Below are 14,910 nucleotides of genomic sequence, written 5' to 3'. Positions count from 1 at the left end.
CTGTTTCAATGACTGCCAGAGGTGTCGATAGCTGCCGTGCATCGAAGTTGGGATGATATTCTTGTAACGCCGGGGTCGCTCAGCAGCGACAGGCTGCCGGATGCGTTGCATCGAAACCGCACGGATGTGCGGCCTGAAACGCTGGCCGAAGCGTTTTGCAAGGCGGGGCGCAGGCTGCACGCCAAGGACAAGCCGCGCGGTCCGGGCCGAAAGTCGTCCGGGCCCTGGGTGCGGCTTTTCCGGTCGGAACCGGCGTACATCTATTCGGAGCTTGCGTCCTTTGACGTGCGCCAGGCGGCCTTTGCGTTTGACCGCGCCATCGAGACCGATCCGGACCGGGCGGCACAGGTGATCTGGGCGCTGTCGCGGCGGTTGCAGGACTGGATTTCGCGGCTGGAGACGGAGCGGCCGTCGCCCTTTTCCAAACAGATCCAGCAGCTGAATGCCGAGGCTGATCTGCAGGCGCGGCTGGCCAGGCTGACCGGTGTCACGCCGCCGGGCATCCTGCGGGTGGTGCGCAGCATCATCCCAAACGTCAGCCGGGCGCGGGGCGATGCGCTCACCCAGGCACGCGCGGTGGTCACCGCCTACCGCTCGACCCATGCGCTGTTGCGCAACGCGGTGGAAACCCTGCGCCCCCATGCGATTGCCGCCTTCGAGGCGCGCATCAAGTCGGGTGACATGGACCCGGCCCTTGGCCTGCTGGTGGCGGAGTTGCAGACGGCGCTGCAGGTCGATGGGGTGATCAACGGCGTGATCGACCGGTTTGTGCATTTCTACTACGAGGACATCATCGGCCAGCAGGCGGCCCCCGCCTCACCGGAGCGGGTGCTGCTGCATCTGGATGCGGGACAGCAGGCGCTGTTCCTGCCGGAAGGCACCACGCTCACCGGGCGCAAGCCGGACAACAGCGTGCAGCGCTTTGCCACCGACGCGCCCGTGCATGTCAGCTCCACCCGTCTGAAATCCGTGGCCACCCTGACCTATGAGACCGACCCGCAGATTTCCTTCAACGCGGAGCTGGGCGGGATCACCGGCCTGCAGGTCACCCATTGGCAGCCCAAGCCGGACCTGTCGCAGGCTGCCGGGGTGTTTTCGGTGGGCGCTGCGGGGCCGGTGCGCATGGGGCTCGACATCAGCTCGCCCATGCTGGCGCTGGCGCAGGGCACGCGGCGGATTGAGGTGGCGCTGGTGCTGCAGCGGGCGTCCGGCCTGCCCGCGCTGCCCGACGCGGCAGAGGGGGGGCGGTTTGCCGAAGAGGTCCCGGCGGCGGCGGAGACGCTGGTCACCCTGCAATCCGATCCCGCGCTGGTGCGGGCGTTCTTTCCGGGCAAGCTGGAGGCGGGCATTCAGGCGCTGGCCAAAGGCGCGGAGCGCATGGCCGCCGAGGCGGGCGAGGGCCTGTGTCTCAGCAGGCTTTATCACTATCTGGCGACACAGATCGAGACAGCGGGGCAGCTGCGGTTGCTGCTGGGCCGGATTGTCACGCTCTGCCTGATCGAGCGGGTGCCCTTCCCGCGGGACGGTTTCCGCGATCTCATCAACAACAAGATCGAGACGCACCGCGCGGCGCTGTCCGAGGGCGTGCGCGACCTGACGGGCATCGGCGATGTGCCCGCCTCCATGATCCTCGAAATCTTCGCCGACGGGCCAGACAGCCTGACGCCGGAAGACCTGTTCCAGAAGCTTCTGGGCGATGCCTTTGATCTGTCGTTGAGCACTGCGGAGGGGCCGATCACCGCCGCCGTCAGCCAGGTGCTGCCCTCGGGCAAGCCGGGGCAGGCGGGGATCACCCTGGTGCTGGTGCTGGCCCCCGGCATGCCCGCCATTGCGGCGGGAGAGGGGATGCCTGCGCCGACGCTGATGCTGCGCAATGCCGCCAATCCGCGTATCTGCCCGGTCTCGTTTCTGGAGATGTACACGCTGGAATCCATCGACATCGAGGTATCGGCGAGCGGCATGCAAAAGCTGCTGGCCTGGTCGGATGATGGCCCCGTCGCCACCGATCAGTCGTTCCTGCCGTTTGGGGCGCGGCCGCAGGATGGGGCGCGTTTCATCGTGGCCAGCCCGGAGATGGCGCAGAAACCGGTGACCGAAATTGCCGTGGCCTTGACCTGGGCGGAGATGCCGGACCCTCTGGGCGGGTTTGCCGCCCACTACGCCAGCTATGCCGGGAAACCGGATATCCCGCAGCCGGAGCTGTCGGTGACCTATCTGAGCGGTGACGGCTGGAAGCCGGTGAGTGACGCGCCGCTGCCGCTCTTTGAAACCCTGCCGGTGACCGGGGAGTTGACGCCCGAGCGCAGTTTCGGTGGGCGCATCAAGGGGCATTCGGTGCGCGCGGCGGGCCGTTTAACGCCCGAGATGTTCACCGCCCGGCAAAGCCTGCGCGCGGGGGCCGTGCGCCTGACGTTGTCGGGCACGGCAGGCGGGTTTCACGCCGATCAATACCCGCTGGCACTGGTCGAGGCGATGCGCCCCCGGTTGCTGCCTTTCCCCGCGCGCAAGATCCCGCCCGCGCCTTTCGTGCCGAAGATCGATGCGTTCGAACTCTCCTACACGGCGCGCGCGACCCTTGAGGTCAACGCGCCCGATGCCGCCAATCCGGGCGAGCGGATCGTGCAGATCAACCCCTTTGGCCGGGTCGAGGTCTTTCCCAACCGGATGCTGCGCGAGATCGGGGTTTTCCCCCGGCGGCTGGGGTTCGGGCATCTCTTCCTGCATCTTGTGGGTGATCATGCCACCGGGCCGGTGCCGCTGCTCTTTGACATGGCAGAGAGCGGTCATTTGCGGCTGGTGCCCCGGCCCAACCCGGTGAAATGGTTCTATCTGGCCATCCACGGCTGGACCGAGCTGCCCGATACCGCGATTTCCTCGGATACGACGGCGGGGCTGATGCGATCAGGGCTGGTGATGGTGGATCTGCCAGAGGATGCCGCGCAGCATTCGCCGGAAATGCCCGCAGGTGGCGTCTGGATGGCGGCGGTGGCGACCGAGCCGGACCTGAGCGTTTTCCCGACCCTCTCCGGCCTGCAGACCAATGGCGTCTGGGCCCGCTGCACCGATGGCAGCTATCATGACCGCACCCTCGACCGGGTCTGGACCTTCAACCCCGCGCAGCCGGGCATTGCCACGATCACCGAAATTCCCACCCCGGCAGAGGTGCGCCCGCCCGAGCATCGCGATGCCTTTGTCGCGCGGGTGTCGGAGCGGTTGCGGCACCGCAAGCGGGCGATCACGCCTTGGGATGTGGAGCGGCTGGTGCTGGACGCCTTCCCCGAGGTTTGGATGGCGAAATGCCTGCCGGGGTTGCGCCGTGAGAGCCCCGCCCCCGCGCCCGGTCAGGCCATGCTGGTGGTCGTGCGCCAGCCGCCGCCTGAACCCACCGCACAGATGTTCGATGTCAGCACCCTGCAGCGCATCCGCGATTACGTTGACGATCACGCGCCCGGTTTTGCCCATGTGGAGGTGGTGAACCCCACCTATGACCGGCTGCTGGTGCGCGCCAAGCTGGCCTTTGACCCCTACCGCGATGACGGGGCCATGGCGCAGCGGCTGCAGCGCGATCTGCGGCGGTTCCTGTCGGTCTGGACGGCGCCGAGCGCGCTTGGGCGGTTCGGCTGGTCGGTCAATCTCAAGATGCTCAACGCCCATATCAACGATCTCGATTATGTGCGCGGGGTGACGGATTTCTCGCTGCTGCATCTGGCTGCGGATGATGCGGGTGCTCATGTGCTGCTCGATTCCGCGCAGGATGACTGGCGCGGCACGCTGGGGCCGAGCCTGCGCGGATCGCGCCCGTGGAGCCTGCCGCTCTCGGCGGCGGAACATGCGCTGACGGTGGTGCAGGCCACGCAGAATGAAACACCGGTGCAAAGCGGGATCAGCCGACTGTCTGTGGGCGGCAACCTTATCGTCGGTCAAAGGAGTCCCTCGTGACAAAGCAGGATCGCACCACTCTGAAATCGTTTTTCCGCGACGGGGCGCTGCCGACCGCACGGGAATACCGTGATCTGATCGACAGCAGCGTCAACCAGGTCGAGGACGGGTTTTCCAAGACGCCGGGCGACGGGCTGCAGCTGAATTCCGTGGGCACGTCGCTGCGGGTGATGAGCCTCTACAAGGGGCTTGGTGCGCCGCGCCCGGCCTGGGTGATGGAACATGGCAAGGCCGAAGGCGCGCTGCATCTGCGGCCCGAGCAGGGGATTCTGGCGCAGGCTGACCCTGCGGCAGGTGTCGAGAACCCGAAGGCCTTGGGTCTGTGTTTCACGGCGGACGGGCGCGCGGGCATCAATACAGATGCGCCCGATTGGCGGCTGGATGTCGATGGCGTGGCGCGCATGGGTGGGCGGATCGGGGTGAACTCCCCCGACATCCCGCATGTGCCAGCCGATGGCAGATGGCACGATATCACGCCCGACATCACCGGCTGTCAGGCTTTTGAGGTGATGGCAGGGGTGGGCGGCACGCCGCGCACCGGGCGGTATTCCATGCTGCATGCCATTGCGATGAATGCCTATCATCCGCGCAATCCGATCCTGAACTGGCTGTTCAAGCGGCGCAGCATCAAGGCGCAGACGGCGGTATACGGCAGCTATGCCGACCGGCTGAAGCTGCGCTGGGTGGCGGGTGAGGGGCGGCATTTCTTCAAGCTGCAGATCCGCTCGAACGCGCGGTTCGGCAAGGGCATGGTCATCCGCTACGGGCTGACGCGGCTGTGGTTTGACACCACCATGGGTGGCTCGCGCGGCGAAGGCGACCGCGACGCGGGGCTGCTGTGAGCGCGCCCGAGGCCACCGATTTCGACAGCCTGCGGGCGCAGGCGGTGCAGTTTGCGCAGGCCGCATCCGGCAATATCTGGACTGATTTTAACCTGCATGATCCCGGCGTGACGCTGCTGGAACAGACCTGTTTCGCGCTCAGCGAAATCGGCTATCAGGCGGCGCATCCGATCCGCGATCTGTTGACCGACGCGGACGGCGAGCTGCGGTATTTTGATCTCGCACTTTACGACCCGCGCGCGGTACTGCCGTCGGCCCCGGTCACCGATCTGGATCTGACCTCCTACCTCTCGGATCAGCCGGGCGTTTCGAGCGCCTGGGTCACACCGGGCGCGCGCCTCGGGCTTTACGATGTGGTGGTTATCCCCTCCGAGCCGGAAGCGGAGGAGGTGGATGAAGACGCCCTTGCGGCGCAGGTGGCGACGTGCTTTGCGCAGAGGCGGCCGCTGGCCACCGATCTGGGGCAGATCACCATCGCGCGCAAACGCGATACCGTGCTGAGTGGTCGGATCGACGTCAGCCCCACGGCGGACCCGGAGCGGGTGGCGGCGCGGTTCTACTACCATGTCGCAGCCATCCTGCGGGGCCGCACCGCGCAGCGCGACCGCAAGCACGGGGCCACCCGCGATGCGGTCTATGCCCAGCCGGAGCTGTTCTTTCGCCCCCGGGCGGAGACCGGCGCGCGCATCCCCGACATCGATGTGCATCTGACACGGCTGCGCGCGATCCCCGGCATCCGGGACATCGGTGAGCTGTCCTTTCGCAAGCTGCCGGTGGCGGACCCGGAGGAGGAGCTGAAACCCGGCTATCTGGCGCTGGTCCTGCCGCAGTCTGCGGAGGAGATCGAACTGGACCTGCGCGTGGGCGAGAACCGCCTGACGCTTGATCACAACCGCATCCACGAAGAATACATCCGGGTGTCGGCGGAGAATATTTCGCGCGCGCACCACCATCTGGCAGAGGCGGACTGGGCGGTGCTGAAAGACGGGCGGCGGCGCGATTTCACCCGCAGCCATGTGGACGATATGCTGCCCGCGATCTACCGGCTCTATGGCACCCCCGCGCGGGCGGCGCAGAACGGTATGGCCCCCAAGGCCCCTGCTGATGATCTTTTTGCGCAGTACCGTGATGCGATCAACACGCAGCTGGATGAAATGTCGATGGCGCTGGCGCAGCTGCCCCGGCTCTTTGACGCCGGAACGGAGCAGGATACCGATGATCCCTTGCTGCACGCGCGGCGGATCAAACTGCTGGATCTGCTGCTGGCGATACAGGGCGAGACCCTGCCCGTCATTCGCCATTCCGGCCTGCATCACTACCGGTCCATCGCGGCGCGCCAGCGGTTTGAGCTGCACTGGCGTCTGGCCTACCTGCGCGCCCTGCCGGTGCTGAATGCCACGCGCGGCACCGGACCCACGGGACTGATCCCCGGCGGGTTCATGACGCGACTGGGGCTGCTGGCGGATATCGCCGTTGAAACCTGGGCCGCCGGGCCGGGCCGGATGCAGCAACTCGGCTGGGCTCTGGATGATCAGACCGACATGCCCACGCCCGGTTTTGCCCGCCGCGATCTGCTGCTGCCGCTGAACCCCTTTGACATGATCGTGCCGCGGGATGATCTGGCCGACCCGCTGCCCGGTGAGGCCCTGCAAGGTCTGACCCCCTGGGTGGCGGACGGGGTGATGCACCCGGATCTCTTTCAGCGGGCCGCCGATGCGGATGCCTTTGTGATCAGCCCGGTCAGCGGCGGGCGCTACACCGTGCTTTTCGACAGCGGCGATGCCGAGGCGCTCCATGAGATCGAGACCACGGCGGATAAAGCCGAGGCGATGGCGCGGGTGAACGCACTGCGGGTCAGCTGGCGGGGGCTGCATGAAGAGGCGGAATGCGCTTGTCTGGTGGAAGATGTCTTGCTGCGCGGGCCGGATGCGGATTTCGCGGCGCATAGCGCCACGCTGGTGCTGAGCGGGTGGACGGCGCGCACCCGGCGCACAAGCTATCGCAGCTATGTCGCCGAACTGGTGCACCAGCTGGCGCCGGCGCATGTTGTTGTCACCCTGCGGTGGCTGGACATGGCGCAGATGGCGCGGTTTCGGGGGCTGCGGCTGGCCGTTGACGCGCAGGGGCCGGAGGCGGATGCCCGCGCCGAGCTGCGCGCCTTTCTGCACGAGATGGAGGGAGCGGCATGAGCGCCCGCCCGGCCCGATATGACCTGGAGGAGCGCCACAGGATCGGGCGTTTCGAGACCGATTTCAAGGTTGCTGCGGAGGAGGGGCCGCTGAGCACGCCGGAGCGGCTGGCGCGTCAGGTTCGGGCAGAGATTTTGCCTGCTTTGGAGGATGTTTTTGCGCATGACAGCGTGGTGGGGTGCGACGCCCGGATCGAGACGCTGGAGATTGATCTTGGGGCGTGGCCCGCGAACCCGGACTGGCCCCGCCTGCGGGACACCCTGCGTGAGCGGCTTCTCGCGGCGCTGGCGCCGTACTTGCGGCAAAGGGCGGAGGGCGAGATCTCAGCCGATCAATTGGCCCCGGTGGAACCGCAAGGGTCTGCGCGCCCCTCGGTCGACACCGTGGCGGCCGTATCACCCGACGCGGTGGGTGCTCCCCGCGGCGCGATCATACCCCTTGTTGCCGGGGATGATGCGTCGGGGGTCTCTGATACATCCGACAAGATCGTGCCGCTTGTGGCCCAGCCGGGTCAGGACGTGTTTGCGGTTCTGCGCGGGGCGCTCGGGCGCAGCCCGCAGGGATTTGAGAAAGCCTTGGCGCAGTTGCCCGATGGGGTTCACCGACAGGCATTGCAGCGCGTTTTGTCGGATGCGGAAGCGGTTCCGGGGCACTACATCGACGCCATGAACATGGCCTTGATCGGCGTTTTCACCCGCGCCGGTCATCCGTTGGAGAGGGCACAGCGCAATGCGGCAACACTGGCTGCACGGCTGCTGGTGCATCCTGAGGGAGCGGCGCTTTTGCGCCCCCATGCTGGTGCGGCCCCGCAATCAGATGCCGGGTTACCAGCGCCTGATCCTTTGGAAGGCCCGACAGCGCGGGGATCGGATATTCCCGCGACGCGCGAGATAGCGGCGGCAGGTGTCGCGCCCTCGGCGCAGGTTCGGGGAGAGATCTCTGACGTGGACAAACTGCGGGCCGATTGGAAAGCGCGGCGCGCATCGGTGGCGGGGTTTCTTGCGGCGCAGACAGCGGAGGAGCTGCAGCGCCTTCTTGAACATCTGGTCCCTGCCAGCCCGTCCGGATTTCACCAAACGGTTCAGGGGGTTCTGGCGGATACTGCGCACCCGCAGAGGGCGTTGCTGACGATTGTATCTGCGATTCTGCACGAGACACCGGTGAACATCGAAGCACTGCGACGCGCCGAGAAGACGGCGGCCAAGGATGTGTCACCGGAGGCTGAGGATGCCCGGAGCGAGGCACGACAGAGTGCAGCGTCGTCTTCCTCTGACGGGGGTTCAGACGAGCAAGGGGGTCGCAGTGAATGGGCCCCGGTTCTGCAGGTGTTCGCGGCAGCGGCGCAGCCAGCAGGGGACGGACAGCGGGCGCCAACATCAGGTGTTGACCACAGTGCGCCGGTGCCGATCGAGACCCAAGCTTCGTCGAGAGCAGTTGGCGCGGGATCGCAGTCGGCAGCGGCCTCGTCGGAGGGTATCGCCGACGGCACCGGGGGGCAGCCGTCTGGCCTGAATCGTGGGCGTGGCAGCGCAGATGCACCTCCGCCGCAGGGCGCCACCGATGGCGCGCCAACGCTGCCAGGATGCGATGAAGAAGAAACGACCACGGTGGACCTCGAAGAGCAAGGGGCAGATTTTTTTCATGCACCCTCGGCGGCGGCGACCGGCAGTGCGCCGTCCTCGGAGGACCGTGGCGCAGGTGCCGATCCGGCAGAGCAGGGAGCGGGTGAAGCCTCGGAAAATGACACGCCTGCGCGTCTGGTCGGGCCCGCCCCCGGGGCATCGGGCGATCTGGAAACCCAACCGGGCATCGACCCTGCGACCTCGGCGGCGCGGGGCGCAAAGGTTCAAGAGGAGCCTTCCGCTTTGGGCGAAAAATCTGGGACCTCAGATGTGGCGACGACGCCCTCCGTGGAACATTCGGAGGACACGCACGGGCTGCGTGGATCCCTTGAGGGAAAAGAGACCCGTGAGGGCCGCGCGGATACCTCTGGCCCGGGAAAGGGTGCCACCGGTCAGACGGTGGCGGGGGCGTCACCTGCTGCATCCGAAAGCTCTGAGGTCGGACAAAAAGGCGCGTCCGATCCAACCGCGCGGGAGGTGCAAGATCGGGCTGAACTCGATGATCCCGCCCGAGCGGGAGAACGGGCAGGCGGGTCAGACACCGGGCGCGCTGCTGGCGATCCAGAAAGCCGTGATGAGGGCCCGCCACCCCCACCGGCAGATCGGCTGGCGGCAGACCATCCAGCCACGGATCACCTGCAGGCGGGTGCAGGTGATGCCGCGCCGGTGATCGCGCTTGTCGAAGCGGCATTTGGCGAGGCCTCCTCCGACATCATCGCCATCGCGGATATGGTCTGGGCCGCCGTGCCCGGGTCTTTCAAAGCGACGGCCGGGGCGCGGACAGGCAGTGGTGGATTTGAAAAGACGGCGGGCACGGAGAGCGAGAACAACCCGAAACTGCCCGTCGATGTGCTGCTGGACCTGATCGCCCGGGCCGGGCCGACCGCGCCGAACCAGAAGCTTGTCCTGCAGTACATTGTGGAATTTGCCAGCCCGGAGGCGGACGACCGGCAAAACCTGTTGCGCCACGTGATCACGCGGTTGAGTTACCCTGTCTCGGGGCCCTCGCCCGCGCTGCGCTACCAGGTCTTGCGCGGTTTGAAAGAGCTCTTCGACCAGATGGACCGTCCTGCCCCAGATGCGTCCGGCGGTGCCGATATGGCGGATCCTCGAACACCCGACACCGAGCCGACACCCCGCATTCTGAGCCATCAGGCGGGGCTTGTTCTGTTCCATCCCTACTACAAACTGCTCTTTTCCCGGCTGCAGCTTTTGACCGAAAAGAATGAATTGCAGCCGGATCAGCTGGGCCGGGCGCGATCTGTGCTTGCCGCGCTGGCCGGGGAAGCGGCGGCGACGGCCCCCCTCGATCCTCTGGTACACGTTTTGCTGGGGCTGCCGGATGGCGCCACAGCCCCGCCGCCGGTGCCGCTGACAGAGGATGAGGCGCAATTGATCGAGGGTCTGACCCGGTCTGTCATCGCGCAATGGTCGGCACTGGGGCAGACCTCCCCCGCCGGGTTGCAGGAGGCGTTCATCCGCCGGGACGGACAGCTTTGGGTCGATGCAACGGGCGCGCATCTGCGGGTAGATCCCGGCCCCTTCGATGTGCTGCTCGACAGCCTGCCGTGGTCGCTGGACACGGTGGTTGCCCTGCCCTGGATGCCGGTGCCCTGTCACGTCATCTGGAGGACGCAGGATGGATGATGGCCGCGAATTGTCCCTGTCGCTGGACAGCGGGACGCCTCACGCCGTCGCCGTCGCGGCGGAACTGACATGGCTGGCGCAGGTCATCGATGCGCGGCTGACGCATTTCTTTGACGCGCCCGAGAGCGCCTGTGATCTGCCGCCCGCGCCGCAGGCTCTTGTCGGCTCCGCCCTGGGGGACCTCATCGCGGAGAATGATCTCGATATCGGCGCCCGCCTGGTGCTGGCGCTGGCCATCGCGCCGCATGTCAATTCCGCCATCCTCGATCCGTTTTTCGTCAAGAATTCCGCCATCGACCGGGCGTTTTCGCAATTCGGGGGCACGGGGGCAACTGCGACAACCTTCCAGCCGACGGCGGAAACGGCGCTGTTCCTGCTGGCAGGGGCCGATACGACGGCGCGGATTGCGGCCATGTCGATGTTTGACGCGGATCATCCACTGCGCCGAAAGGCCGGTGTGACGCTGAGCACGACAAATCCCGATACGCCTGCATTCGGCCAGATATTGACGCTGCCGGTGCACCGGATCGTGGCGCTTTGTGACGGGGCGGCCCCGCGGCCCGACTATTCGCCGAGCTTTCCCGCGCAGCGCTTGACCACGGCGCTGGACTGGTCCGATCTGGTGCTGCCCAGCGATCTGCACCACGCGCTGGGTCATATTCTGGCCTGGCTGGAGAACCGCGACACAATCCTGTCGGACTGGGGCCTGCACCGGCAGTTTGGCCGGGGGTTCAAGGCGCTGTTTCACGGCCCGCCCGGCACCGGCAAGACGCTGACCGCCTCGCTGTTGGGCAAGCGCACGGGTATGGATGTCTACCGGGTCGATCTGTCGATGGTGGTGTCGAAATACATTGGCGAGACGGAAAAGAACCTCGGCCTGCTGTTCGACCTGGCCGCCGAACGCGAATGGATTTTGTTCTTTGACGAGGCGGATGCGCTCTTTAGCGCGCGCAATGCGACGACGACCTCCAACGACCGCTATGCCAATCAGGAAGTGGCCTATCTGCTGCAACGGATCGAGGAGTGCGAGAGCCTTGTGATCCTCGCCACCAATCTGCGCAGCAACATCGACGAGGCGTTTTTTCGGCGCTTCCAGATGTCGGTGGGTTTTGTGAAACCGGACGCCAGCCAGCGGTTGCAGATCTGGTCGAATATCTTGGCAGAGGTGCCGCTGGCAGGGGATGTCGACGTGCCGGCGATGGCAAAGGGCCACGCGCTGGTCGGGGGCGCCATTTCCAACGTGGTGCGCACCGCGGCGATCACGGCCCTGCGGCGCGGTCGGCCTTCTGTGGCTGCCGAAGATTTCGACCACGCCATCACAATTGAATTGCGCAAAGAGGGACGCACCACATGAGCGTTTTGAGCCGAGTTCTGACCCGCCTCTGCATGGCGTTTGCCTTTTGCGTCATGGCGCCTGCCGTCCTGCTGGCCAATTGCGCGGATTTCGAGAACATCACTCAGGATGCCCTTGACGGCTACGATATCGCGACTGTGCAGACCGGGTTGCGCGCGGCACTCGAACGGGATGACGGCAATCTTCGAGATGGACGGCTGGGGGCGGTGACACGGCGGGCGCTGGCGGATTTGTGTCAGACTGTGCCACGCAGAGGGCCGGGGACGGATATCGCGCAAACACTTGATCTGGCGACGGATTACGGCACTCTGTCGGCGCTTTTGCCGGAGTGGCGCAGCATCGCCCTGCAGCCCGACCGGCTGTCACAACTGGCTACGTCAAACAGCACCTCTCAGATGGCCTTGCGGCTTGCCGCCGGGCCACAGATGGCTGCCGGTGCGCTGAACGATGCACAACCGCCCGCGGACTGTACGACGCTTGGGACGGCATCAAGCCTGGGCGCGCAGGCGGTGCAGACGGCGCTCGATATGCTGGCGGGGCCTGAGCTGGGCTATGCGCTGGTGGATATTTGTCAGGCCTTCCCGATTGTCGGGACCGGGGAGGATTTCCTCGCGGCCATGGCGCGGTTGGGGCAGATGGATGTGCAGCTGCCGGAGGCGATTGACGATCTCAGTTCCGACAGTTTCGGCGCGTGGCTGACCCTGTCCTCCGGCGACAGGCTGCCGCGCCTGATGGGTTCACCCCCCGCTGTGGTCGCGCTGCTGGCAGAGTATCAGGCGAGCAAATCCCAGGCGCCGCTGGTGCCGGATGGGCCTGCTCCCGGCCCGCTGCCCGCCTCCTGCACGGTGACCACCACCGACAGTTCCACGCGCTTTTTTGCTTTCTCGCAGGAAAACCTTGATGCGTTGACGGAAAGCGCCGATCTGAAGGCCGCCTTTGACGCGGTGCAGGAGCTGCAATTTGCAAGTGCCGCACAGCTTTGGGCGGCGCTGGAGACCAACCTGCAAGCGGTGCTCGACCAATGCACGCTGGACCAGATCAGTGCGCTGGTGCTTGGACCCGACTTTCTGGGCCGGGCGTTCCTGATCGACGAAGAGGCTACAAAGTCGTTGAGTTTCATTGAGGACCTGCAGGATGTCATGCCGGTGGTCGAACCCTTCATCGGTCGGATCGCGCCCGACGAGGCGACATTGGTGTCCGGCCTGACGGCGGCCGTCACCCAAGCGGTGTCCGAGGCGATCAATGCCGAGGTTGAACTGGCGGCCACGACGCTGGCAGCAGCGGCGGAACCGGTGGCGCCGGTGCTGGACACGCGGCCCGAAGGCGTGCCGGAGTTCGAGCTGCCGCCCCTGCCGGAGGTGGTGGGTGTGACCGATGCCACCGATCTGGCCATTGCCAGCACCGTGCTCAATGAACCCTTCCGCGAGGCGCTGGCGCAGAGCAACTATTTGCCTGCAACCCAGCCTGAAATCCTCAAGGCAGATGTGCGGCGCATCCTGCGCCCGGTGGCACAGGGTCAGATCGACACCGCCGTTGCGACCAAGATGGCGCAGATCAAACCGGTCATCCTGTCGACATGGTCCCTGACGCCGGCGCTGAAGGCCCGTATTCTGGGCCTGCCCGACATCGGCACGACATTGGATGACCCGACCGGGGTGGATCTGGCGACGCGGATGCGGTCACTGGTGGGGGTGGAATACCCCCATGCCGGGCTGTTCCGCGCGGCGCTGGATACCGTCCCGCCAGCACCGAATACGCCCGAAGGTCAGCCGCCGCTGTCCCTTCCCTTGGTCCAAGCGGCTACCGCGCTGGCGCAACGCACGGTCGAAGATCCTTTCAAAGAGCGCGTTTACGGCCCGCTGGCCGCACCTGACTGTGGCTGTGTGCCGCATCGCCCGCCGACTGCGGATGTCTATGGGTTCTATCCCTTCTGGTTCGCCCCGCTCAAGGACGCACCCGAACCGCCGGAAGGTGAGGAGGCGCCACCAGCCGCAACGCTTCAATTGGTGGATTTCAGCCTGATCAGCCGCCTGGCGTTTTACGGGATGGAGCTGACCTATGCTAATCCGCAAGGGGATACCGCAAATCGCAACCTGTCGCTGCTGCATGCGGACCGCTGGATCGAGGCGCGGCGGCAGTTTGTCAATTCGGCGCACCGGCACCGGGCGCGGGCGGATGTGGCTTTTGACCTGCGCGACTGGTCGAACTGGTCCGCGCGCGAGATCGACCGGGCCACGACGGATATCGCCAAGCAGCTGGAGGCGTTTGAGCGCATCCCCACCACCAGCCTTGCCGATATTCGGGCCGCCCTGCCCACGTTCTTTGATCCGACCCATCCCGACGGCGTCACGCTGATTTTCGAGAGCTACGAGGGCAAGACCCTGAGCGATCTGAATGTGCAGAACCTGATCGACATCGTGCAGGCGGTGCACAACAAACTGCCGCATCCGGAGGGCCAGAAGGTCAATGTCGCGGTGGATTTCGCCATGGTGGACGTGCCGGGCACGCAGCCCGTGCTGAGCGACCTGAGTGACTTGCTGCTGACCGGCCGGATGCTGGAGCAAAAGCGCGCGGAAGGTCTGGAAGAGGGTCAGTTTTCACAACGCGAACAGTTGGAGGCGGAGATCGTCAACAAGATCCTGATCTTCCTCGAACGCCCCACGACAGAGACGAAAAAGACACTGCGCGCGCGCATGGATCGCAGTAATTTCCGGGGCAAGGAACGTTCCGAAATCCTCCGCAGCATCGTGCCGATCCTGCCGCCCGGCGGGCATGAGTTCGTGTTCCAGCGGCAGCAGGCGAATGAAACCCGCAATGAGGAAACTCTGAAATTCTCGCAGTTCATCGATGATGTCATCTATTTCGAGGACAATTTTTCCGGTGTCGGGTTCTGGCCGGTGCCGCGTCTGGAGGACCCGGATTTCCCGGCGATCCGCGAGGCGGTGTCGCTTGACTGGAACCAGACCCGACTGCCGGCGCATCTGGGTGGCCTGGAGGGATCGGTGGCGCAGGTCTGCACCTGGGCCTGTCCCAATCGTGCCTATATCGCCTTTGCCGCGGCAGGGCTTTTTGCGGTTGTGCTGCTGCTGACGGTGCGGTCGTTTTACAGCGGGGCGATCAACCAGCTGGCCTTCCGGCTGGGGGTTGTCTGGATCGGCATGGGGGTGGTGATTGCCATGCTCTTCGTGCTGGACGTTTGTGATCACGAGTCCTTTTGGCCGGGGGTGTTCATGATCTGGCTGATCGCGATACTGGCGCTGATCATCGGGTATAATTTCGTGCAGCGGGTCAAGAACGGGCCGAAACCCTGACCGATC

The 14,910-nt window shown here is 65.8% G+C and carries 6 protein-coding genes; all 6 read left to right on the top strand.

Features of this window, described 5'->3' with window-relative positions:
* The first annotated feature begins 21 nt into the window (after positions 1-21).
* The 6 genes from ISX84_RS22700 to ISX84_RS22675 are packed head-to-tail and all read left to right on the top strand — an operon-like array spanning position 22 to position 14,904.
* Positions 22-3,939: a hypothetical protein gene (locus tag ISX84_RS22700; RefSeq protein ID WP_229884508.1), complete on the top strand. Its 3,918-nt coding sequence runs from the start codon at positions 22-24 to the stop codon at positions 3,937-3,939.
* Entirely contained in the window at positions 3,936-4,781 is an 846-nt protein-coding gene (locus ISX84_RS22695) for a hypothetical protein (protein WP_195822703.1), read from the top strand. Before ISX84_RS22700 ends, ISX84_RS22695 begins: the two co-directional genes overlap by 4 nt.
* Positions 4,778-6,970 (top strand): hypothetical protein, encoded by a 2,193-nt coding sequence (locus tag ISX84_RS22690; RefSeq protein ID WP_195822702.1) that lies wholly within the window; start codon positions 4,778-4,780, stop codon positions 6,968-6,970. Before ISX84_RS22695 ends, ISX84_RS22690 begins: the two co-directional genes overlap by 4 nt.
* Positions 6,967-10,239, top strand: coding sequence for a contractile injection system tape measure protein (locus tag ISX84_RS22685; RefSeq protein ID WP_195822701.1), 3,273 nt, complete (start codon positions 6,967-6,969; stop codon positions 10,237-10,239). The genes ISX84_RS22690 and ISX84_RS22685 overlap by 4 nt, the downstream gene beginning before the upstream one ends.
* Positions 10,232-11,593: an ATP-binding protein gene (locus ISX84_RS22680; protein ID WP_195822700.1), complete on the top strand. Its 1,362-nt coding sequence runs from the start codon at positions 10,232-10,234 to the stop codon at positions 11,591-11,593. Before ISX84_RS22685 ends, ISX84_RS22680 begins: the two co-directional genes overlap by 8 nt.
* Entirely contained in the window at positions 11,590-14,904 is a 3,315-nt protein-coding gene (locus ISX84_RS22675) for a hypothetical protein (RefSeq protein WP_195822699.1), read from the top strand. Before ISX84_RS22680 ends, ISX84_RS22675 begins: the two co-directional genes overlap by 4 nt.
* The last annotated feature ends 6 nt before the right edge of the window (positions 14,905-14,910 follow it).

Origin of the sequence: Roseobacter sp. MH60115, from assembly GCF_015644665.1 — a bacterium.
In the GTDB taxonomy this organism is placed as follows: Bacteria; Pseudomonadota; Alphaproteobacteria; order Rhodobacterales; family Rhodobacteraceae; genus Roseobacter.
Note: the sequence above shows the minus strand (reverse complement) of the source record. Positions and strands in the feature narration are given on the sequence as shown.

Excerpts from the sequence above, each read along its gene's own strand:
- ISX84_RS22685 (WP_195822701.1), top strand. The coding sequence starts at position 6,967 with ATGAGCGCCCGCCCGGCCCGATATGACCTGGAGGAGCGCCACAGGATC.
- ISX84_RS22680 (WP_195822700.1), top strand. The coding sequence starts at position 10,232 with ATGGATGATGGCCGCGAATTGTCCCTGTCGCTGGACAGCGGGACGCCT.
- ISX84_RS22675 (WP_195822699.1), top strand. The coding sequence starts at position 11,590 with ATGAGCGTTTTGAGCCGAGTTCTGACCCGCCTCTGCATGGCGTTTGCC.